The organism is Halomonas sp. Mc5H-6 (assembly GCF_024124705.1).
GTDB lineage: Bacteria > Pseudomonadota > Gammaproteobacteria > Pseudomonadales > Halomonadaceae > Vreelandella > Vreelandella subterranea.
The window spans coordinates 274,564-295,213 of the sequence record NZ_JAMXSI010000003.1; the positions used below are offsets into that span (position 1 = coordinate 274,564).

General features: G+C 58.6%; 21 protein-coding genes and 2 pseudogenes. 14 read left to right on the forward strand and 9 right to left on the reverse strand.

What is annotated here, in order from left to right; all coding sequences use genetic code 11:
• Positions 1–70 precede the first annotated feature (70 nt).
• The 10 genes and pseudogenes from NH395_RS06980 (at position 71) to NH395_RS07015 (ending at position 5,273) form a co-directional block, all read left to right on the forward strand.
• Complete coding sequence (locus NH395_RS06980; protein WP_253023478.1) at positions 71–535, forward strand: hypothetical protein; 465 nt, start codon at positions 71–73, stop codon at positions 533–535.
• Positions 536–589: 54 nt separating this feature from the next.
• Positions 590–889 (forward strand): DUF4258 domain-containing protein, encoded by a 300-nt coding sequence (locus tag NH395_RS18465; RefSeq protein ID WP_366065401.1) that lies wholly within the window; start codon positions 590–592, stop codon positions 887–889.
• A 1-nt stretch (position 890) separates the two neighbouring features.
• Positions 891–1,184 carry a hypothetical protein gene (locus tag NH395_RS06985; protein ID WP_253023480.1) on the forward strand — a complete coding sequence of 98 codons (294 nt, stop codon included), beginning with the start codon at positions 891–893 and terminating at the stop codon, positions 1,182–1,184.
• Between the two features lie 114 nt (positions 1,185–1,298).
• On the forward strand, positions 1,299–1,442 hold the full coding sequence (locus NH395_RS06990; protein WP_253023482.1) for a hypothetical protein: 144 nt from the start codon (positions 1,299–1,301) through the stop codon (positions 1,440–1,442).
• Positions 1,443–1,466: 24 nt separating this feature from the next.
• A pseudogene (locus tag NH395_RS18470) lies at positions 1,467–1,571 on the forward strand (DUF6862 domain-containing protein); the annotation flags it as partial.
• The gene (locus NH395_RS06995; RefSeq protein ID WP_253023490.1) at positions 1,572–2,513 is read left to right on the forward strand and encodes a polymorphic toxin type 43 domain-containing protein; all 942 of its coding nucleotides are present in this window, start codon (positions 1,572–1,574) and stop codon (positions 2,511–2,513) included.
• On the forward strand, positions 2,513–2,914 hold the full coding sequence (locus tag NH395_RS07000; RefSeq protein WP_253023491.1) for a hypothetical protein: 402 nt from the start codon (positions 2,513–2,515) through the stop codon (positions 2,912–2,914). Before NH395_RS06995 ends, NH395_RS07000 begins: the two co-directional genes overlap by 1 nt.
• A 59-nt stretch (positions 2,915–2,973) precedes the next feature.
• Positions 2,974–3,174, forward strand: a pseudogene (locus NH395_RS07005) (transposase); the annotation flags it as partial.
• A gap of 187 nt (positions 3,175–3,361) precedes the next feature.
• Positions 3,362–4,651, forward strand: a complete 1,290-nt coding sequence (locus tag NH395_RS07010; RefSeq protein WP_253023492.1) for a hypothetical protein — start codon at positions 3,362–3,364, stop codon at positions 4,649–4,651.
• Positions 4,652–4,718: 67 nt separating this feature from the next.
• Positions 4,719–5,273: a hypothetical protein gene (locus NH395_RS07015; protein WP_253023493.1), complete on the forward strand. Its 555-nt coding sequence runs from the start codon at positions 4,719–4,721 to the stop codon at positions 5,271–5,273.
• 174 nt (positions 5,274–5,447) lie between these two features.
• Here NH395_RS07015 and NH395_RS07020 read toward each other — a convergent pair whose 3' ends face one another.
• The 6 genes from NH395_RS07020 to NH395_RS07045 form a co-directional block, all read right to left on the reverse strand.
• Positions 5,448–5,708 (reverse strand): HigA family addiction module antitoxin, encoded by a 261-nt coding sequence (locus NH395_RS07020; RefSeq protein WP_253023494.1) that lies wholly within the window; start codon positions 5,706–5,708, stop codon positions 5,448–5,450.
• Between the two features lie 42 nt (positions 5,709–5,750).
• Complete coding sequence (locus NH395_RS07025; protein WP_253023495.1) at positions 5,751–7,259, reverse strand: YifB family Mg chelatase-like AAA ATPase; 1,509 nt, start codon at positions 7,257–7,259, stop codon at positions 5,751–5,753.
• Between the two features lie 99 nt (positions 7,260–7,358).
• A complete protein-coding gene (locus NH395_RS07030; protein ID WP_253023656.1) occupies positions 7,359–8,243 on the reverse strand; it encodes an ABC transporter substrate-binding protein in 885 nt (294 codons plus the stop codon).
• Between the two features lie 136 nt (positions 8,244–8,379).
• Complete coding sequence (locus NH395_RS07035) at positions 8,380–10,434, reverse strand: TonB-dependent siderophore receptor (protein WP_253023658.1); 2,055 nt, start codon at positions 10,432–10,434, stop codon at positions 8,380–8,382.
• A gap of 153 nt (positions 10,435–10,587) precedes the next feature.
• The gene (locus NH395_RS07040) at positions 10,588–11,562 is read right to left on the reverse strand and encodes an AraC family transcriptional regulator (RefSeq protein WP_253023496.1); all 975 of its coding nucleotides are present in this window, start codon (positions 11,560–11,562) and stop codon (positions 10,588–10,590) included.
• 126 nt (positions 11,563–11,688) lie between these two features.
• Positions 11,689–12,054 (reverse strand): accessory factor UbiK family protein, encoded by a 366-nt coding sequence (locus tag NH395_RS07045; RefSeq protein WP_253023498.1) that lies wholly within the window; start codon positions 12,052–12,054, stop codon positions 11,689–11,691.
• Positions 12,055–12,387: 333 nt separating this feature from the next.
• Here NH395_RS07045 and NH395_RS07050 point away from each other — a divergent pair, with 333 nt between their 5' ends.
• The 3 genes from NH395_RS07050 (at position 12,388) to glnK (ending at position 14,525) form a co-directional block, all read left to right on the forward strand.
• Positions 12,388–12,726: a P-II family nitrogen regulator gene (locus tag NH395_RS07050; protein ID WP_027337181.1), complete on the forward strand. Its 339-nt coding sequence runs from the start codon at positions 12,388–12,390 to the stop codon at positions 12,724–12,726.
• A gap of 45 nt (positions 12,727–12,771) precedes the next feature.
• Positions 12,772–14,019: an ammonium transporter gene (locus NH395_RS07055; RefSeq protein ID WP_066320812.1), complete on the forward strand. Its 1,248-nt coding sequence runs from the start codon at positions 12,772–12,774 to the stop codon at positions 14,017–14,019.
• Positions 14,020–14,186: 167 nt separating this feature from the next.
• Positions 14,187–14,525: a P-II family nitrogen regulator gene (gene glnK / locus NH395_RS07060; RefSeq protein ID WP_066320813.1), complete on the forward strand. Its 339-nt coding sequence runs from the start codon at positions 14,187–14,189 to the stop codon at positions 14,523–14,525.
• Positions 14,526–14,649: 124 nt separating this feature from the next.
• On the opposite strand, the gene NH395_RS07065 is transcribed toward glnK, so the two are convergent.
• Positions 14,650–15,426 carry a ferredoxin--NADP reductase gene (locus NH395_RS07065; protein ID WP_253023500.1) on the reverse strand — a complete coding sequence of 259 codons (777 nt, stop codon included), beginning with the start codon at positions 15,424–15,426 and terminating at the stop codon, positions 14,650–14,652.
• 175 nt (positions 15,427–15,601) lie between these two features.
• Here NH395_RS07065 and NH395_RS07070 point away from each other — a divergent pair, with 175 nt between their 5' ends.
• Positions 15,602–16,528, forward strand: a complete 927-nt coding sequence (locus NH395_RS07070; RefSeq protein ID WP_066320815.1) for a LysR family transcriptional regulator — start codon at positions 15,602–15,604, stop codon at positions 16,526–16,528.
• 14 nt (positions 16,529–16,542) lie between these two features.
• On the opposite strand, the gene NH395_RS07075 is transcribed toward NH395_RS07070, so the two are convergent.
• A complete protein-coding gene (locus NH395_RS07075) occupies positions 16,543–18,645 on the reverse strand; it encodes a methyl-accepting chemotaxis protein (RefSeq protein WP_253023502.1) in 2,103 nt (700 codons plus the stop codon).
• Positions 18,646–18,650: 5 nt separating this feature from the next.
• A complete protein-coding gene (locus NH395_RS07080; RefSeq protein ID WP_253023504.1) occupies positions 18,651–20,537 on the reverse strand; it encodes a methyl-accepting chemotaxis protein in 1,887 nt (628 codons plus the stop codon).
• Positions 20,538–20,650 lie beyond the last annotated feature (113 nt).

Sequence of the window (20,650 nt, forward strand, 5' to 3'; positions counted from 1 at the left end):
ACGTTGGCATGGTAGCTCAAACTCCCTTCAGGACCGGCACCTTCGGCTTTGGTGTCCCAACGGCCAGCTAATGGAGTATCTGGTCACGCTGGTAGCGAACAACCAACACCTGTTGATCACTACCTCCCAGGCCTCCGTCATCATCAACGCCGAACTGACGGATGGAGATGTGCATCAAGGTGCCGAGATCGCGGCGCAGGGGACGCGGTATAACTACCTGCGGCATGATCAAGTCGACGACTATATCGAGGAACTGGAAGGCTGCGAAGCGCGGGGTGACTGTACCGAGATACAGGAGAAATACCGGGCGCTCAGCATCGCCCAGCAGGACGAGTTGATCGCACTCTGTGCCACAGACCCAGTGGCTTGCGCGGCTGAATACCAACACTTGGTCGACGATTCGGAACGGTTCCGCGAGGCGTTGGATGGCTTCGGTGGGCGCGAGGTCCCGTGGCAGATCGGCTTGGATGCTGGTCCTTTACTGGGCCAGTATATGGAAGCGGAATCTGTCGTCTCGCAAGAGGGATTTGCCTAGTTCCTTCAGGACCGTCATGGGCTTGATAGTGAGCAGGCGTCTGTGTTGTCTGCCATGGCGGCTGGGGTATTGCCTTTAGGCAGTAAGCGCCTCCAGTTGAATCAGCCGAAGAGCCCAGAATACCAGCCTGTTCGCAATGCACCGACTAGTATTGCTGGGCGTGAATACTCTGGTCATGCTCTCGATCGAATGCAGGATCGCGGAATAATGCCCTCTGTAATAGAAAATACAATTCGAAATGGACAGTCCTATCCTAGCAGAGGAGGGACAACTGTTTTTCACAGTCCAAAGAATAATGTAAGTGTTGTTGTTAATAGTAAGGGCGACGTTGTGACAACTAGGTATGGTAGGTGATATGAGTAGAGAGTACATTGAAAAGAGTTCTGAAACTGCTCTGAATGACGTCTTTAGCTTTGCTAAATTTGTCGTGGAAACAGAGTTTCTTTCCGACATAATGGGCATAGAATTTCAAGAACAGTATCATCGAGCTTGGTTTGAGATGGAGTTGGTAAATTCATTGGCTTTGGCAGAATGGGAACAAGATGGTAGCCCTAGGAAGTGGGATAAGGTATGGAATGACAAATATAAAGAAGAAGCCAAGGAAACCTTGGGTGATTTTTTAGAAGTAGTTAAGAAATGGCCTAGTTGAGAATGAATTACGGCTTTTCCAACAACACCCGGCTATCGTCTGGCTTGGCTGGTCAACGTCAACCCCGGTCTGCTGGTAGCGGCCTCCCAGGTCGTCGGCGTTATTGCCGCCGAGATGACGAATGGCGATGCGTCCCAGGGTGCCGAGATCGCGGCGCAGGGGACGCGGTATAACTACCTGGCTCATCCAGAAGCCAAGCGGCTGCAAGAAATCAATCGCCAACTGGAAGACGAAAACCTCACCGAGGCACAGCGCTAAACCCTGAAGGAAGAGCGCCTAGCGATTCATACGCTTAGTCAGTCGCGTGACCTGGCGCTAGAGGAAGCCTGTGGCCAAGGCGGCTCTGTACAAGCCTGCAGCTACGAGCGGGCACTGCTGCAGGTGGCCATGAATAGCTGGCAAGACGTAACACTGGGTCGAGAGGATCGAGACACGGTCTTTGCTGAGTATATCCATACGGCGAGACAGTATGGTCAGCACCAACAACAGCGCATGGAGCGTATTGGCGCCGAAGCCCTCACCGAGATGGCGATAGATTCTGTCAGCGCGCCTATCATAATGGGCCAGCTCGTCCGGCAAGCGCTGTTGGGTGATGCAGAATCCCAAGCGCTACTGCAAGCGATGGGCCAAGAGATAAAGGCCTTTGCTGCCAATCCGCTGAACTACATTACCGAGAGTAACCGCGAACAGTTGGCCCAAGCCGATGCGCTGGAGCTGCCAGGGCAGCCGGACGAAGCCGACAGGCTGAGAGTACGCGTTGCGCTAGAAAACCAGTCGATGCTGATGGGCGCAGGTGGGCTAGCGGCGAGTCTGCCGAGCATGGCCAGGAATGTTGCCACAGGCCGGTCAGGTATGGCGGGAACGGGGGACTTTTCTAGGGGTAGAGCGCAGGATGATGTTGTTGTTTCAGACAAAATTGTATCCATTGATACTCTACCAATTCAGCCGAGTAGGGATATACCAGCTTGGGCGGGGTCAGGGCCTCAAGAGGGGGTGCTAGGTGTCAACCCTGCTAGCCACTCAACCGGAGCCCTGCAAAATTTCACTACGAATAAAGGTGGTGTCGAATTTATTTTCGATCCAACAACATCAACTTTCTTGGTAAAGGGTAATAGCTATCCAGGAAAGCATTCCTTGCTGGCTCAGTCAATTGATGCTCCAACAGACCAAGTCGTTGGTGGTATTCTGACTAGGTCTGAGAATGGCGCGTTCATTACCAACGAAGCTTCAGGTCATTTCTGGCAGAACTGGACACCAGAACTTCGAGAAAATTTTGTAGAAACAATGAGTCAATATGGTTTGAATGTTAGGCATTCGGAGGGGATGTAATGATCAGAATTGATTCAACAGCAGATGGAGTAGCCTTAGAGTTTAATAACGTTTCTGGTTGGTCAGTTGTTGTGAGGGGGGAAGAGCTAGGTTTGTCTCTATCAGATCCCAGGGTTTTGTTATCACTGCTTCCTTTCTTGGAGGTTGGTAAAAAAGGTATTGTTGATCAGGTCAATAGCACTGATGCGCTAGAGACATTTCCTGAAATGACTTTGATTGAGGCTGGGTTGAGAAATGGGTCGGAGCATTGGGTAAGCTGTGCTCTTGATTGGCTGAAGGATAAAGAGCCTGAGGAAATAAGTGGTTTCTATTCATATTTGCAAGCTGTTTTTGATGGTAAGAAGAAATATAGTCAGCCTTTAAGACATAAGGCGAAAGCCTTGTTAAAGGTGGTTGACTAGGTTTTTTACGAAAAGTCTTATCTGCTAACTTTTCTCATGCAATAGCACAGGAAAAACCGATGGTCGGACGTTACGAGATACCCGATGACGGTTGGGCACAGGTCGAAGATATTGTGTCAGCAGCTCAAACCATAGGCAGACCCAGGTGCGATGATCGGCAAGTGCTCAATGGTATCTTCTGGATATTATGCTCTGGTGCCAAATGGCGCGATTTACCTGAACGATATGGCCCCTGGTCTACCGTGTATGAACGTTTCCGCCAGTGCGCGATGATGGCGCCTTCGACGCTATCTTGGGGCGCCTCCAGTTTAGGCTGCGTGAAGACGGGTAATCCCCCTTTTTTTAGCGGGCTTTAAATGTAGAGTTCAGGCCACAGCGGACAGTTTCTGTTGTAGGGTCATGCCTCTAAGTGCCATGTTCGGTCGTTCGTGATTGTAGCGACGCCGCATGCACACCGAATCCCACGAGTGCAGTAAAAGCGGCTTCGCCTGGCAATCCGCCTCCGGCGAAGGCTTCACCCGCGAAACGCTGCGCCAGAGCGAACTGGTGGCCCAGGGCGAGCTGATCCTCCAGGCCGCCGACGGCCTCCAGATCGACGTTGAGCAGGTCGACCGCCGTAGCGTCACCCGCACCATCGACGCCATGGTCGCCGCCAATCCCGACCTTGCCTGGCTCAAAGAGATGGAGCAGCGGGGCGATATCGACTGGCGGCAGGTCAAGGGGATCCACGACAGCTGGGATTACAGCCATTCGGGATTGAGTCAGGTTGCTGCATTAGCTTTGAGTATCACCGTGGCTGCCATGACGTCGGGAGCAGCGAGTTCAGCTATTGGGGCGGTGTCGGGTACGGCGACCGGCGCAGGAGCGACGAGTGCCGCCTCTATGTGGGCCGCAGCCACGGAAACTGTGGCGGCTGGATGGGCAAATGCTGCCATGTCCGGTGCCATTGCCGGTGCAGCTGGCAGTGCCGCGGGAGCAGCTAGCCAAGGGTTAGACTGGAAGAAACCGGCATTGCATGGGGCGATAACCGGAGGCTTGGCTAATTATTTAGCGGCGGGTACCTATTACGGCAACCCCTTAAGCAAGATGACCGATCTTGGCCAACAGGTCTCGCAAGGCACGCTGCTAGATGCCGGAAAAGTGTTAGGCAGCATGGCTATGCAAGAAACCTGGAGTCGTATCGCCGAAAAGATGGCCTCGGATGTGGGCTTGAGTGGGGATGAGTTGAATTGGCTATTGATGGCCGGTTCGATAGCGGGCGACCAGCTCCCCGGTATCGGCAATCGTTACAAGTCGGACGACCAGGAATTCACGCTGACGGAGTCCGTGGGCGAGCGGGGCGTCATGGACCGCGATCTACCGGGGCTCCCGTTCGACGCGGTTGATATCGCGCTGGGGTATCAGGGGTTGCCGGATGCTTCGGTACGTGCCTATCTGGCTGATCAGGGTTTTGGAGAGGCCCTGACAGGGCACAGCCTGGGTACGTTGAGTTCTAACTACCTAGCCAGTAACGGGCTGGTAGATCACGCTGAACTCTTCTCTCTCCCCTTCGGCAATATTGCGGCACCCGACGCACATCTGACCATCGGCTCGGGGGATGTGATAAACGGGGGATACCTTGGCAAGTTTTTCAACCCGGACGCGGTTGTGGCACCGCTGGCGCCACTCCAGCATCCTTTCAAGAACTACAAGGCGTTTATCGATGCAAATCCTGAACTCTACCCGACGGATCTTTGATTCCTGGCGTGCGTGCCTTAGTCGCTTTAGGCAGCCGCGATGGGCGTTGGTACCCCTTGGAATCATCATGATGACCATCCTCAGCGGTTGTCCGACCATGGCCGATTACGGAGCTGCGACCAGTGGCGATAGGCGTGATTTCGTCGCGCCTCACGAGCAGTTTCAGGTGAATCCCATGGATTATCCGGTTTTTGCCGTCAAACAGGATCGTGAGGCGCCGCGGAGTAATGTCAATTATCCACGAAACGATGGCAGAAAAATGCCTCCGTTAAAGAAAAGCTACCGCTGGCGTGTCACCCACAAGGTGCATGGTGAATATCTGGTCGGTTCCGAGAAGTTCGATCAAGCGTGGTGCCGCCAGACAAAGGATGGCCGGGATCATCCGGAGCACTGCGAACCGGGGGGAATCGGTGCCGAATATTTGGAGCGTATTTACATCCTTCCGGATGGCTCGGCCTATGCCTACGGGTATTTGAAGAATACCCCCCGGTGGCCGCACTGGTTCGGCAAGGACGAGACCTGGTTTCGGCATGACGATACCGGGGATTGGTCCGGTCAGCCGTGGTTCGAGTGCGTGGCCCGGTGCGACAAGCTGAAGAACATGAGGGGCGAGCCGGAATAATTACTAGCAGCGGGGGGACATCGACTGGCGGCAGGTCAAGACGATCCACGACAGTTGGGACTACGAACAATCCGAGCTTGGGAGCGGGGCGGCGATGGTGATAGCCATCGCGGCCGCCGCTGCCGTCACAGCAGCCGCCGTCACCCAGAGGTTGATGGGCGATACCACCCACCGTCAGGCCACTTGGTGGCGGCGGGCTTCTTCCAGGTCATAGGCGTTTTGCAGGCGTAGCCAGTAACCCTCGCTGGTGCCCAAGACCTCTGCTAGGTGTAAATCAGTATCTGCCGTGATGGGGCACCGCCCCAGAGTGACTTTGCCAATACGAGTGGCAGGAACGTCCATCTGCTTGGCCAAGGCATCTTTGCTTAGCCCCATTGGCTGCATGAAGTCTTCATAGAGAATTTCGCCGGGATGGATATTAGGTAGTTTGGCCATTTCGACCTCCTGGTTCCTTAGTGCTATCCGGCAATCTTAATACTAAGCTCCCTTCAGCATCCGATCCAGCTGCCGGTAGCCGATGGCCTCAATTAGATGCGGCTGGGTGGGCTTGGGTTCACCCTGCAGGTCGGCCAGGGTGAGTGCGACGCGCAGCACGCGGTGGTAGGCGCGGGCGGAGAGCTTGAGTTTTTCCAGCACCCCGGCCAGCCAGGCGCGTTCCTCGTCGTTTAGCGCGCAGGCGGTTTCCAGGGCTTTGCCGCTTAACTGGCTGTTGAGCGCACCCCTTGCCATTTGCCGTTCACGGGCGGCCATCACGCGCCGACGCACGGCTTCCGACGATTCGCCTTGTGTCTGTGCGGTGAGCTGCTCGGGTGGCAGCGCCGGGACTTCCACCTGTAGGTCGATGCGGTCTAGCAGCGGGCCTGACAGCCTGTTCTGATAGCGCTGGATTTGGCTGGCGGTGCACTGGCAGCGGTTGCGTGGATCGCCCAGGTGCCCGCAGGGGCAGGGGTTCATTGCCGCCACCAGCTGAAACTGCGCCGGGTAACGGCGCTCGTGGCTGGCGCGGGCGAGATGAATTTCGCCGGTTTCCAGCGGTTGTCTCAAGACTTCCAGCACGCTGCGGGAAAATTCCGGCAATTCGTCCAGGAACAGCACGCCATGGTGGGCCAGCGAGATTTCGCCGGGTTTGGGTTTTGAACCGCCGCCCACCAGTGCCGCGGCGCTGGAACTGTGGTGGGGTTGCCTGAAGGGTCGCTGGCCCCAGTCGGCTTCCAGCGGCAGCCCGCACACCGAACGCACCGCCGCCACTGCCAGCGCATCTTCTTCCGAGAGTGGCGGCAAAATGCCGGGCAGGCGACTGGCGAGCATGGTCTTGCCGGTGCCTGGCGGGCCCGCGAAAAGCAGATTATGGCCGCCAGCAGCGGCGACTTCCAGCGCACGGCGGGCCTGTTGCTGGCCACGCACGTCGGCAAGGTCGGCCATTGGCGCCGGGCTTTTGACCGAGGCTGGCAGTTGATGGGGCGGGATTTTCTCCTGGTCGAGCAGGTGGGCAACGACATCCCATAGGGTGTCCGCAGGCAGCACCGGCAAATCACCTGCAAGCGCGGCTTCATCGGCGCAGGCGCGGGGGATGATCAGTGCCTTCTTGGCGCGCCGCGTGGCCAGGGCAAAGGGCAGAATACCGGGTACCGCCCGCAGCTTGCCGTCCAGGGCCAGTTCGCCTGCAAACTCCATGCCTTCCAGGGCGTCGACCGGAATCTGCCCGGAGGCGGCAAGAATGCCCAGCGCGATGGGTAGGTCGAAGCGGCCACCTTCCTTGGGAAGATCGGCAGGGGCCAGGTTGAGAGTAATGCGTCGGGTGTTGGGGAAGTCGAAACCAGCGTTGACAAGGGCGCTGCGCACCCGTTCGCGGCTTTCCTTGACGGCGGTTTCCGGCAGGCCGACCAACGTCAAGCCGGGCAAACCGTTGGCCAGGTGCACCTCCACGTGCACTGCCGGTGCGTCCAGGCCGACCCCGGCCCGTGTCGCCACAATGGCAAGCGTCATGCGCGTTCCCTCGCTGGTTGTTAATTACCGTATGCTGATTAACCTACCGTATTTATCAGAGGGTGAGTAGCCAGATGCGCGGTGCGGCACAGCCCGCGCTCACTCCGGACTTAGCGTTTCCTTGGGCGCGTCTTCCAGCGCGGCGACCAGTTCCCTGGCGAAGCGCTGCGCCGAGGGCAGTGCGCCAAAGCTCCATACCGGCGGCAGGCGTAAAAGTCGGTCGTTCTTGACGCTGGGTAGCTGCTGCCACAGGCCGCTTTCCGCGAGTTGCGCCTCGACCCCGGTGGGCAGTGGGTCGACGATCACCAGGGTGGCCTCGGGATAGCGAGCGAGTTCCTCGACGCCGACCAGCGAAAAGCCCCAGGCGTTGGTCTCCTGATCCCAGGCATTGGGCAGATCAAGCTGTTCCAGCACAGCGTTATAGAGGCTGTTATCACCGAACACGCGCACGTGGCGGGCATCCATAAACTGGATCATCAACAGCGGCGCCGTGTCGGGGCGTTCGTCACGCAGCCGGGCCATCAGTGCATGCGTCTGCGCGATCAGTTGCGCCGCTTGAGGTGTGCGGTCCGCCAGTTCGCCTATCTGCTCGGTGATGCTTTGCATTTCTTCCCAGGTGTCGCTGCCGGGTGTGTAAAGCTCGACGGAGGTGACGGGCGCAATCCTTTCCAGGCGCGGCGTTAACCCGGCAAACATGGGCGATATCAGGGTCCGCTCGGGTTGTATCTTTGCCAGCAGCTCCATGTTGGGCTGGCTGCGCAGGCCCAGGTCGGCGGTTTCGCCGGGCAGCCGTGGTTCCCCCACCCATTCATGGTAGGCCTGTTTTTGGGCGCCACCGACAATGGGGGCGTCCAGGGCAATCAAGGTTTCAGCCACCGTCCAGTCGATGGTGGCCAGTTGCGCCTGGGCGGGCGAGCCGCCGAGCAGGCACATGACGGCCAGGCCAATACGAGTGAGCAGGGAAGGCACAGCGGAGCAGCGCATCATGACGACTTCAATGGAAAATAAGGCCTGTATTTAAACGATAATATTTATTGTTTGCAAACAAAACGCCCAGGCGAGTGCCTGGGCGCGGTGCTGACGTGCCTGATTTAAAGCCGCCGACGTTAAAACGCCAACATTAAAACCGATAATGCACGCTGGCGGTAATGCCGCGTTCGGCGCCGAAGTAGCAGTACTCGAGCGAATTACACGAGGCGACGTATTCTTCATCCAGCAGGTTGCTGACGTTGAGGCGGGTCTCGACGCCTGGCATACCGGCCTCGCCAAGGTCGTAGCCGAGCGTGGCGTCGACTAGGGTGTAATCGGGCACGGTTTCGGTATTGTCGCGGTCAGCGGCAATGTCGGCGTAGTGGCGTACGCCTGCGCCAATGTCGGCACCGTTCAGCCAGCCGTCGTTAAACGCATACTGCGCCCAGAGCTGAACCTGATGACGTGGCGAATAAATTGCATCATTGCCCTCGTTGCCGTCATCGCTCTTGGCGTAGGTAATGTCGGTGAAGCTGTACCCGGCCTGCAGCGACAGCGCATCGGTGAGTTGGGTACGCGCCTCCAGCTCGATGCCCTGGGACTCGATTTCACCCACTGCGCGGTAAGGGTCGGTGGGCTGTTCCTTGGTGGCCACGTTTTCCTGGCTGATGTGGAACACGGCGGCGCTGTACTGGCTGGCGCCATCGTTGGGCTGATATTTCACCCCGGTTTCCCACTGCTCGCCTTCCATGGGGGCCAGCAGGTCGCCGTCGGCATCCACAAAGCTGGTGGGGGTGAAGGCCGTGGAGTAACTCAGGTAGGGGGCAACGCCGTTGTCGAACAGGTAGACGGCCCCGGCCCGGCCGCTGAATTGGGTGTCGTCGAGGGTGCTCGATTGGCCGGTATCCTGGTTGGTATTGTCGATGTCGACCCAGTCGTAGCGTCCGCCCAGGGTGAAGCGCCAGTTATCGAGGGCAATCTGGTCTTGCAGGTAAACCCCGGTCTGCTCCAATTCGTGGCGTTCGTTGGTCGTTGCATACATCGCCGTAGGCTCTGCGCCATACGTCGGGTTGAACGCATCCAGCGAGGGAAATGCGCCTGATGGCCAGCTGACGTCGTTGTCGCGCTGCTGATAGTCGACCCCGACCAGCACGGTGTGGTCCATAAAGCCATCGTTAAGGTTGGCTTCAAGCTGGTTATCCACTGTCCAGGCGTCGAGCGATTCCTCGCTGCCGGAGTAGTAACGGGCGAGTTCATTGGATGTGGGTGACGTCCAGCCAAAGCCATAGACCTGATTCAAGGTGACATCCGAATTGAGGTAGCGCAGCTGCTGGCGCGCGGTCCAGTCGTCATTGAAACGATGTTCCAGGGCATAACCCACCATGCGCTGGGTGCGCTCATAGGCCTCGTAGTCTTCCTCGCCGTCGAAGAAGTTATTGCTGATCTTGCGCCCGTTGCGCGGAACGACGGCGCCTTCGTAAGGCACGCCGGAATGGTAGCCGCCTTCGGGTTCGTCCTGCAGGTAGGCGTCCAGCGTCAGGCTGGTGGCGTCGCTGATATCCCAGGTAAGCGAGGGGGCAATGGCGTAGCGTTCCTCCTCTGTCGGGCCAAACTGGGTATCGGCGGCGCTGGCAATGCCTACCAGGCGGTAAGCGACGCGCTGTGCTTCTCCGAGTGGGCCGGTCAGGTCAAAGGCGGCGCTGCGCTGATTATTATTGCCCACACGAAAACGTAGCTCGCCGCCGGACTGAAACTCGGGGCGCTTGCTGTTAAGTGCCACCACGCCCCCTGGCGAGGCCTGGCCGTAGAGTACCGAGGCGGGGCCCTTGACCACTTCAATGCTGTCCAGAAACCAGGGGTCTACGCGCAGGGAGCTATGCGAGTTGGTATCGCCGATGAGTTTCAGGCCGTCAAGGAAGGTGTTGCTCAAGCTGCCATCGGAGAAGCCGCGCAGTACCAGGTAGTCAAAACGGTTCGACGCCCCGATCTGGTTGCTGTAGACCCCGGGCGTGTAGTCGGTCGCCCGCTGTACGGTGCTAATCCCGCGTTTGTCCATATCTGCGCGGGTAATGGTCGATACGCTCTGGGGTATTTCGATCGACGGCGTTTCCACCTTGGTGGCCGCCTGCTGAGCGGTGACGGTCACCGTGCCCAGGTTGTCGCGCTGGGCTTCCTGAGCGGCGGCAAAGGGGGCGCTGCTGGCCATGGCGACGGCAATGACCAGCAGCGATGGGCGGAAGTGGCAAGCTGAAATTGGCATGGTAACGATCCCTTAATAGTTCTAGTAATGAGAATTGTTACTTTTTAATGCAGGCAGTAGGTATGCGGTCTGCCAAATTGGCTATGCGCAATGCCAAATTCATCTGGGGGCGCGCTGTGAAATGACGTCATGAGGGGCGATGCCAAAGCGGCGACGAAACGCCGTGGCGAAATTCGTGGCGTGACGATAGCCACAAGTGTGGGCGGCTTGCTGAACGCTCATGCCTCGTTGCAGGGCTTGATAGGCCCGTGCCAGGCGGCATTGGCGCAGGTGATCAAAAATTGAGCAGCCATAGCGGGCACGAAATTTCTGGCGCAGGCTGCTTGGGCTCATCGCCACTTCTCTTGCCAGGTCGCTGAGGCAGTACGTGCGCTCGGGATGGGACGCCAACTGGGTATGGAGGGCGGCCAAGCGCGCCTCGTCACGGGCCGGGATAACCGGCGGCACCTTTGCCGCCAGCGGTGTAGCCGGGTCTTGCCGGGCGTAATTCGGTAATCCTTCACCCAGCAGTTGGAGGGCCAGGCCTTGCCAGATCAGTGGCTGGCGCCAGTTGGCCAGCGGCTCGGCGGCGGTATCGCTTAATAGTTGCGTGAAGGCGGTCGACAAGCGCCAAGGGTACAAGCCCGGTGTGGGGGGAGCCGATGGCAGGTCCAGAGGGTTGGTGGCAAGCACTGCCAGATTTACCGTGTGCAGCCTTGCCTGGGCCGGTTGGAAAACCGTAAGCGGCTGCTCGGCAGTAAAGTGGACGCACATGCCGTCGCCCGCGTTAAGTTCGATGCGTTGGGAGCCCAGGCGGGCGCTTATATGGCCTTCCAGTACCACGCTGATAAACCAGGGTGCCGTCTGGCGGGAGGCCGAGCTATAGGCGCAGTTAACGCACAGGTCGGAAAGCGTCAAGTGCATGGCTTGAGGCAGGGCGACATCGCGAACGCTGCCGGTGGCGACGCTCGCCCCGGCAGGGGCATTGCGAATGCGATAGTCGATACCGAAACGCTGGCCTAGCTGGGCAAGCGTCCCTGGCGTTAGCTCATAAAGCGGTTGGCTGGCTTGGGGACCGAAGGTGGCGGTGGTCATGCGTGCATCACGGTAACGGTGAAATTCGGCAATGCATCAAAATGGGGCATTGATGCATTGCCCGCATCATTGGATGCGAATTACGTTACCATGTGCACATTAATAGTCAATGATATTTATTCGCATTCATTGTGACGATTTGGATGTGTCGTCATCGCCTTTGCTGTCGGCGTCATCGGAATCCGACTGGGGCTCTGTGGGTAGCGGCGGTGCCTCGGCTTCGACGGGCGTCGAGGCATCGGCTGCCTGGGCATCCACCGCGGCTTCCAGGCTTGCGACCTGGCGTTCCAGTGCTTCTACCCGTGAGCGGGTGCGCTGCAATACGTCCATCAGAATATCGAAGTCCTCGCGGGACACCAGCTCCAGGCGGTCGAAGGCCCCACGCACGACCTGATGGACCCCCTTCTGGATATCTTCGGGCGCTTGTGAAGCGTTCTGCAAACGGTCACCGATTTGCTGGGCGAGTCGGCTAATACGGTCTTGAGGCGCCATGGCTTTCTCCTATCGGTCAATGTCTCGATACGGCTATCTAATTATCAGGATACGCAACCCAGGCGGGATTCGCATGCTTCTTGGGCTAATTTGTGCCTCCCGTTCATGCCCTACAGTGGGGCGCTTGCGTTTTGCCTTTGATCAATTTTGGTGCAATAGCCGACTTGTTAGCGCGTGTTGCTGGCGGTGAGTCGCCAGCATGCCTCACTCTATTGCATTTAAAGCAATGAAATATAAGTAAAAAAAATCAGATGGCACGGTATGCGCATTAGTGGAGCAGGCACTTTTTTTGGGCGGCTCGGCCGCTCCTTAATCCAGCAGGGGAGATTCGGGATGAAACTCATCACCGCCATTATCAAGCCATTCAAGCTCGACGACGTTCGCGAAGCACTGGCCGACAACGGTGTTCAGGGCATTACCGTCACTGAAGTCAAAGGCTTCGGCCGCCAGAAAGGCCATACCGAGCTATATCGCGGCGCGGAATACGTGGTCGATTTCTTGCCCAAGGTAAAAGTCGAGGTCGCCGTCGACGACGGTCGCCTCGAAAGCGTGCTCGATGCGATCTGCAGCGCGGCCAACAGCGGCAAGATCGGCGACGGCAAGGTATTTGTCACGCCGCTTGAGGACGTCATTCGGATTCGGACGGGTGAACGCGGTGCGGACGCCGTTTAAACCTGACGTTACGGATCATTTCTTTAGTTCAACGGGGAACTTACAATGAATGAGTTGACTGATCTGAGCTACGCGCTCGATACGTTTTACTTTCTGATCTGCGGTGTGTTGGTCATGTGGATGGCCGCTGGCTTCTCCATGCTGGAAGCTGGCCTGGTGCGTTCCAAGAATACCGCTGAAATTCTCACCAAGAATATCGCGCTGTTTGCGATTGCCTGCACCATGTACCTGCTGGTGGGCTACTACATCATGTACTCCGGCAACGCCGGTGGCTTCCTGCCCAATCTGGGCTTCCTGATCGGAGCTGAGAATAGCGTGGATGCGGTTACCGCCGGTGGCGATGACGCACCTTACTACTCCATGCGTTCCGACTTCTTCTTCCAGGTCGTCTTTGTAGCAACCGCGATGTCGATCGTCTCGGGTGCGGTCGCCGAGCGCATGAAACTGTGGGCCTTCCTGGCGTTTGCCGTGGTGATGACTGCCGTGATTTATCCGGTGTCTGGCTACTGGACCTGGGGCGGCGGCTGGTTGGCCGAAGTCGGCTACTCTGACTATGCCGGTTCGGGCATCGTGCACCTTGCCGGTGCGGCAGCCGCGTTGGCAGGCGTTATCGTACTGGGGCCGCGTAAGGGCAAGTACGGCAAAGATGGCTCCATCCATGCGATTCCGGGTGCCAACATGCCGCTGGCGACGCTGGGTACCTTCATCCTGTGGATGGGCTGGTTCGGCTTTAACGGCGGCTCTGAATTGAAGCTGGCCGCTGTCGATTCCGCCAACAACGTCGCTCAGGTGTTCGTGAATACCAACGCTGCGGCCGCGGGTGGTGTGATCGCCGCGCTGATCCTCGCCAAGCTGTGGTTTCGTAAAGCGGACCTCACCATGGCGCTCAACGGCGCGCTGGCTGGCCTGGTTGCCATTACCGCCGACCCGCTGTCGCCTTCAGCGCTGGGCGCGACGATTATCGGCGCCATTGGTGGTCTGATCGTCGTGGCCGCCATCGTCACGCTGGATAAAGTGAAACTGGACGATCCGGTCGGTGCCATCTCCGTTCACGGTGTCGTCGGTATCTGGGGCGTGTTGGCCGTGCCATTGAGTAATGATGGCGCATCATTCGGCCCTCAGCTTATCGGTATCGTGGGCATCTTCGCCTGGGTCTTCATTGCCAGCCTGATCGTTTGGCTGATCCTGAAAGCCATCATGGGAATTCGGGTCAGCGAAGAAGATGAGTACGAAGGCGTCGATATCGCCGAGTGCGGTCTTGAAGCCTACCCTGAATTCGGTATCAAGAAGTAATTCAATGCCAATCAGGTGAGCACAAGCGCTCGTCACTGGCCTCCCTTCGGGGAGGCTTTTTTTATTCTGCGCCGGTAGCGGTGTATGCTGATAGGTAACGGATAACGAGCAGCGCGCTGGGCTTGTTATCTTCCATTACCATGGCTACCCAGCTAGAGGATCTCGCAATGAAACTAATCTCTGCCATTATCAAGCCCTTCAAGCTTGATGACGTGCGCGAATCGCTCTCCGACATTGGCGTACAGGGCATTACCGTCACCGAAGTCAAAGGTTTTGGTCGTCAGAAGGGCCATACCGAGCTGTACCGGGGCGCTGAATATGTGGTCGATTTTCTGCCCAAAGTGAAGCTCGAAGTGGCAGTTGACGACGACATGGTCGAGCAGGTCATCGAGGCGATCACCCAGGTAGCGAATACCGGCAAGATCGGCGATGGCAAGATTTTCGTCATGCCGCTCGAGCAAGTGATTCGTATCCGTACCGGCGAGACCGGGAAAGACGCGGTATAACGCCCCGCGCGCCAGAACACGAAAACCCCCGCCAAGCGCTGCTGTTAGGCAACGAGTGGCGGGGGTTTTTATTCGGCGGTCTGCTGCTGAGCGAGTTGCCCGTTGAGCGTGTTACGTTTCGACCTTACTTTTCGACAAAAGCCCGTTCGATAACGTAGTCGCCCGGCTCGCCCATGCGCGGCGAGATGTTGAGGCCCAGCTCGTCGAGCAGCGCGCTGGTGTCGTCGAGCATGGCGGGGCTCCCGCAAATCATTGCGCGGTCCTGGCGAGGGTCGATGGGCGGAAGCCCGGTGTCCTCGAAGATCTTGCCGGTGCGGATGTGGTCGGTCAGACGCCCCATGGTGTGAAACTCTTCACGGGTAACGGTCGGGTAGTAGACCAGCTTCTCGGCGATTTCCTCACCCAGGTACTCGTGGGCAGGCAGCTCTTTAGTGATAAAGTCGGCGTAGGCCAGTTCCGAGACTTCACGCACGCCGTGAACCAGGACCACTTTCTCGAACCGCTCGTAGACTTCCGGGTCCTGAATCAGGCTCAGGAAGGGTGCCAGGCCGGTACCGGTGGACAGCATGTAGAGATTGCGCCCTGGCAGTAGATCATCGGTGACCAACGTGCCGGTGGGCTTGCGGCTGACCATGATCTGATCGCCGACCTTCAGGTGCTGCAGGCGAGACGTAAGCGGGCCGTCGGGCACCTTGATGCTGAAGAACTCGAGGTGGTCTTCGTAGTTGGGGCTGGCAATCGAGTAAGCGCGCATCAGCGGTTTGCCGTCGACTTCCAGGCCTATCATGACGAACTGGCCGGTCTTGAAGCGCAGGCTGCGTTCCCGGGTGGTGCGGAAGCTGAACAGGGTGTCGTTCCAGTGGTGAACGCTGAGTACGTCTTCCAGGGCGAACTTGCTCATGCCATTTCCTCCGTCAGTGACGCCATCAACGCCACGGATATGCATAAAAAGAATAAAAAATAGGTATCAAGTTGCCAGCAAGTCTAAGCAATGGATGGTATATCTGTTAAGTAAATAATCTTGATAACGCTTATCTTTAAAATAGATATAGCGTCCTGGTGATAGGTCAGACCCCATGCACTATACCCTGCGTCAGTTGGAAGTCTTTGTTGCCGTTGCCCAACACGAAAGCGTCTCCCACGCGGCTCGCGCCCTTGCCATGTCCCAGTCGGCGACCAGTACGGCGCTTGCCGAGCTGGAGCGTCAGTTCGACTGTCAGTTGCTCGACCGCATCGGCAAGCGCCTCAAGCTCAATGCCCTGGGCTTCCAGTTGCTGCCCAAGGCGGTGGCGCTGTTGGACCGCGCCGAAGAAGTGGAGGAATTGCTGCGTGGCCAGCAAGGCGTGGGGTCGCTGGAGGTTGGCGCGACCCTGACCATCGGCAATTATCTGGCCACGCTATTGATCAGCGATTTCATGCAGCGCTATCCCGGCAGCCGCGTGCGTCTGGCGGTGCGCAATACGCGGCATATCATCGAGGGCGTTCGCCAGCACTCGCTGGATCTGGGGTTGATCGAAGGGCCGTGTGACGACGATATGATCATCAGCCAGCCGTGGGTCGAGGACGAGCTGTGCGTGTTCTGCTCACCACGCCATCCGCTGGCGGGCAAGACGCATCTGGAGCTTGACCAGTTGATGCGGGAGGACTGGATCATGCGGGAGGAGGGGTCGGGGACGCGGGTGACCCTGGAGCATGCCGCGCGTCATCGCCGCAGTCGCTTCAATACGCTGCTGGAGCTCGAGCATACCGAGGGTATCAAGCGTGCGGTGGAGTCGGGGCTGGGGATCGGCTGTGTCTCGCGCCTGGCGCTGCGCGATGCCTTCCGGCGGGGCAGCCTGGTACCGCTGCCCACGCCGGAGTTGGATCTCAAACGCCAGTTCACCTTTATCTGGCACCGCCACAAGTACCTCACCACCGGGGTGCGCGAGTTCCTGCGGCTGTGTCGGGAGATGACCGCCGACGCCAAGCGCAGCGATGACATCCCCATGCCGCCGATTCCTTAACGGCGCTCTTCTCCTTAACGGTGCTTTTCAGGGGCCGGTAATGCCGCCCCGTGCCGGTCTTCCTCCAAGGTGAATCCGCCTACCAGCTCGGCAAGATAGTTGGCCTGGTCTTTCAGCTGTTCGGCAGCGGTGGTCGACTCCTGCACCAGCGCGGCGTTCTGCTGGGTCATCTGGTCCAGGTCGGTGACCGCAATGCTGACCTGGCTGATACCGTCATTCTGCTCGCTAGCCGCCGTGCTGATATCGCCCAGCATCTGGGTGACCCGGGAGACGCTTTCGGCGAGCTCGTGCATTGCGGCCTCGGCGTCGCGCACCATTTGCGTGCCGCTTGCCACCTTTTCGGTAGAGGTATCGATCCGCTGGCGAATATCCTTGGCCGCGTCACTGGCCCGCGATGCCAACTGACGGACTTCATTGGCCACTACGGCAAAACCACGGCCCTGTTCACCCGCACGGGCCGCCTCCACCGAGGCGTTCAGCGCCAGTAGATTGGTCTGAAAGGCAATCCCGTCGATGACGCTGACGATATCCTGGATCTCCGCCGATGTGGTGCGGATGTCGTCCATGGTGGTCACGACCTGCCCGAAGGCTTCGTCGGTACGCCCTGCCAGCTGTGAGGCGGTTTTGGACAGGCCGCTGGCTTCCTGCGAGGCGCTGGTCGTATGCGCCACGGTGCTGCTGATTTCCTCCATGGCGGACGACGTTTGCTGCAGGCTGGCCGCGGCTTGTTCGGTACGCCGTGACAGGTCGCGACCGCCCTGGGTGATTTCGTTGGCGGCGTGATTGACGGATTCACTGCTGCGCTGCACGTCGAGCAGGATGGCCTGGATCTTGTCGGCAAAGGCATTGAATTGCTCTGCCACCGCCGCGCTCTCATCACGACCTTGTACCGGCAGGCGTTGGGTCAGGTCGCCGTTGCCTGACGCGATCGCCTGCATGCGGTTGGCCAAATGTTTGAGCGGACGCGAGATACTGCTACCCAGCAGCCAACTGGCCAGCAGGCCCAGAAAAGCGATGACCAGCCCCATGCCGATCATGCCGAGTGTCGAGGCCTCACGCTGGCTTTCCATCTGTGTCTGCAGGTCATTCAGCCCGGCCAGGACGGCACTTTCAGGCAGCCGGATCATCAGCACCCAGGGGTTACCGCTTGCATCGACTGAGAAAGGCCAATAGAGCTCGGTCATGCCCTGGCCCGTGTTGAGCCTGCGGACATTTTCCCCTTGCTGAGCCTGGGCGATGCCGGCCTGGAGGTCTTCACCCAGCACCTCGTCAGCGTGCTTGCCGAGCAGGTCAGGCTCGCTGGTGTGCGCAGCCAATGCCCCGTGCGAGGCGATCAGGGCTATTTCGCCCGCGCCATCGTAGAGCGACTGATTGGCCTCTTCCAGCAAGCTTTGAATGAACTCCACCGACAGGTCGACACCGGCGCTGCCGCGGAACTCACCGTCGACCAGAATGGGGGCATTGAACGACGTAACCAGCAACGTCTCGCCGTTGTAGTCGTAATAGTGAGGGTCGACCACGCAGGTACGTTTCGTTTCTTTGGGGCACAGATAGTATTCCCCGCGCCGAATGCCATCGGCATCGCGCTGCTGGTTTTCCATGTCGCTGCCCAGCGCCAGCACCTCGATATCGCCGCTTTCGGTGCGGTACCACCACGGCATGAAGCGACCGTCGGGGCCGTAACCTTGATCCTCACGGCCGGTATACAGGTCATCGCTATCAAAGGCGTTGGGCTCCCAGCCTATAAAAGCGTCGAGCAGTTCGGGGTTATCCACCACGGTCTGACGCACAAGCCGCGAAAGCTCGTCACGGCTCATGGTCATCAACGGCTGACCCTCGTCGTCTTCCTGACCCAGCATGGCATTGGTGTTCGCCAGGCTCTGGGCAAGCGTCAGGGCATGTTCGAGCTCGCCCCTGATTTCTTCGGTCTGGGCCGAAGCGGTCGCTGCCAGGCGTGCCTCTATGTTTTGTTCGAGCAGCGCCTTCGTCTGCTTTTCAACCAGTGCCTGGGAGCGGTCGTTGGCAATCACCGAATAGATGACCAACGCCGCCACGACCAGCAGGATGCAGCCACCGACCAGCGTGGCAATAAGGGTGCGGACAGACTTAAATTTCATTATTGTTAATTCTCTCTATGCGCGAGAGCCGCCTGAGGCGACTTTGGAGCGGATGTCATAAGATGGCCACCCTGTGTGGCTGAACCACTCGACAGTTTAAATCGGCTGATGGTCTCGGTGAGATGGTCGGCCTGATCCTTGAGCTGCTCGGCGGCGGTGGTCGATTCTTCCACCATGGCCGCGTTTTCCTGGGTCATGCGGTCAAGGTCAGCCACCGCGGTGTTTACCTGGCCGATACCGTCACTTTGCTCTGTCGTGGCGGAGGTGATTTCGCCGAGCACGTCGGTGACACGGGTGATGTTGCTGACGATTTCGTCCATGGTTGTACCGGCGTTGTGCACCAGTTTGGAACCGTTTTGGACTTTGCCCTGGGCGTCTTCGATCAGGTTTTTGATGTCGTTGGCGGCGTCATTGCTGCGCTGGGCAAGCTTACGGACCTCTTCCGCCACCACAGCAAAGCCACGGCCGTGTTCACCGGCACGCGCGGCTTCTACCGAGGCATTGAGTGCCAGCAGGTTGGTCTGGAAGGCGATGTTGTTCATCAGTGAAACGATATCGCCAATCTTGCCTGAGGACTCGGCGATATCTTCCATCGTCGTGATGACTTCTGATACCGCCTGGCCGCCACGACCGGCAACGTCGGACGCCGCCTGGGATAGCTGGTTGGCTTCCTTGGCGGACGCCGATGTGTGCTCGACCGTACTGGTGATCTCCTCCATCGAGGCAGATGTCTGTTGCAGGCTGGAGGCGGTGTTTTCAGTACGCCGCGACAGGTCCTGGCCGCCGTTGGCGATTTCTGTAGCGGCGTTGTGGACCGCTTCGCTGCTGGAGCGTACATCCTGCAACACCGTGTCCATGGTGGCCACAAAGCGGTTGAAGGCGGCGGCGATCTGGGTGATCTCGTCGTTACCCTCTTCCGGCAGGCGCTGGGTCAGGTCGCCTTCCCCCGAGGCGATGTCATTCATCGCATTGCGGGCCGATAAAAGGCGGCGCAGTAACCATTTAAGCAGCAGGCTAAGAACGATGGCGGTTATCGCCGCGACAATCAGGAGCGTAATGATCGACGTGGTGGCAATCCCGCGTAGCCCGGCGGTGGCCTCGTGCTCATCCATTGCTACCATTAGGTGCCAATCGCTGTTGCCGCCCACGGCGCTCCCTTGCAGCAACACCTCACGGCCCTCCAGCGTCAGGGCCTGGGGCTCGTCGCCGTCGGCAATCTGCTGGAGATAACTGGCATCCAACTGGTCGCTGAGCGCGGTGGAAGGTTCCAGTGCCAGCTCGGCATTGGGGTGCGCGACCAGCGTGCCGTCGCCGGTGGTTAAAAAGCCAAAGCTTGAAGGCGTTGGTTCAATGCTCGAGACGATGTCGATGACATCCTGGATGGTAACGTCGCCACCGACCACTGCCGTCAGTTCGCCATTCTGGTAGTAGGGGTGCGCAAAGGTCACGATCAAGCCGCCGGTTTGGGCGTCCACGTAAGGGGCAGTGATGATCGTGTCTTTGGCCTCGACAGCATCCTGGTACCAGGGACGTTGGCGTGGGTCGTAATCACTCGGTGGCTCCCAGCCATCAGAAAAAACGGCGTCAGATGTCTCGGGGTAGGCCATGTAGGCCGTCATGAAGTCCCCGGAGTCGGCTAATTGCCGCAGGGCGGCTAATGGGGCGTCACTAGTGGCTGCCTCATCCATACTGGCAAGCATGTTGTATCGGGCATTAAACCATTCGTCAATCGCCAGGGTATTCCCATTGACGACGGCATTCAGGTTGCGGGTGACCTGCTCGGTATTGTGGTGCTTGACGGTGGTATAGCTGGCAATGCCATTGATTACCAGGGCAAGGACAATCGCCACTAGGGCTGCGAGTAATAGCTTGGCGCGTAGGGATGCAAACATGGTCGCTCTCAAGTCGAAGTGCGTATCAGGGCGCGGGTGCCACGCCCTGTCATTGATCACGCACGTCTATCGGCAAGAGCGACCGTTTCTTTAGGTAGGTGAGAGGTGGATGT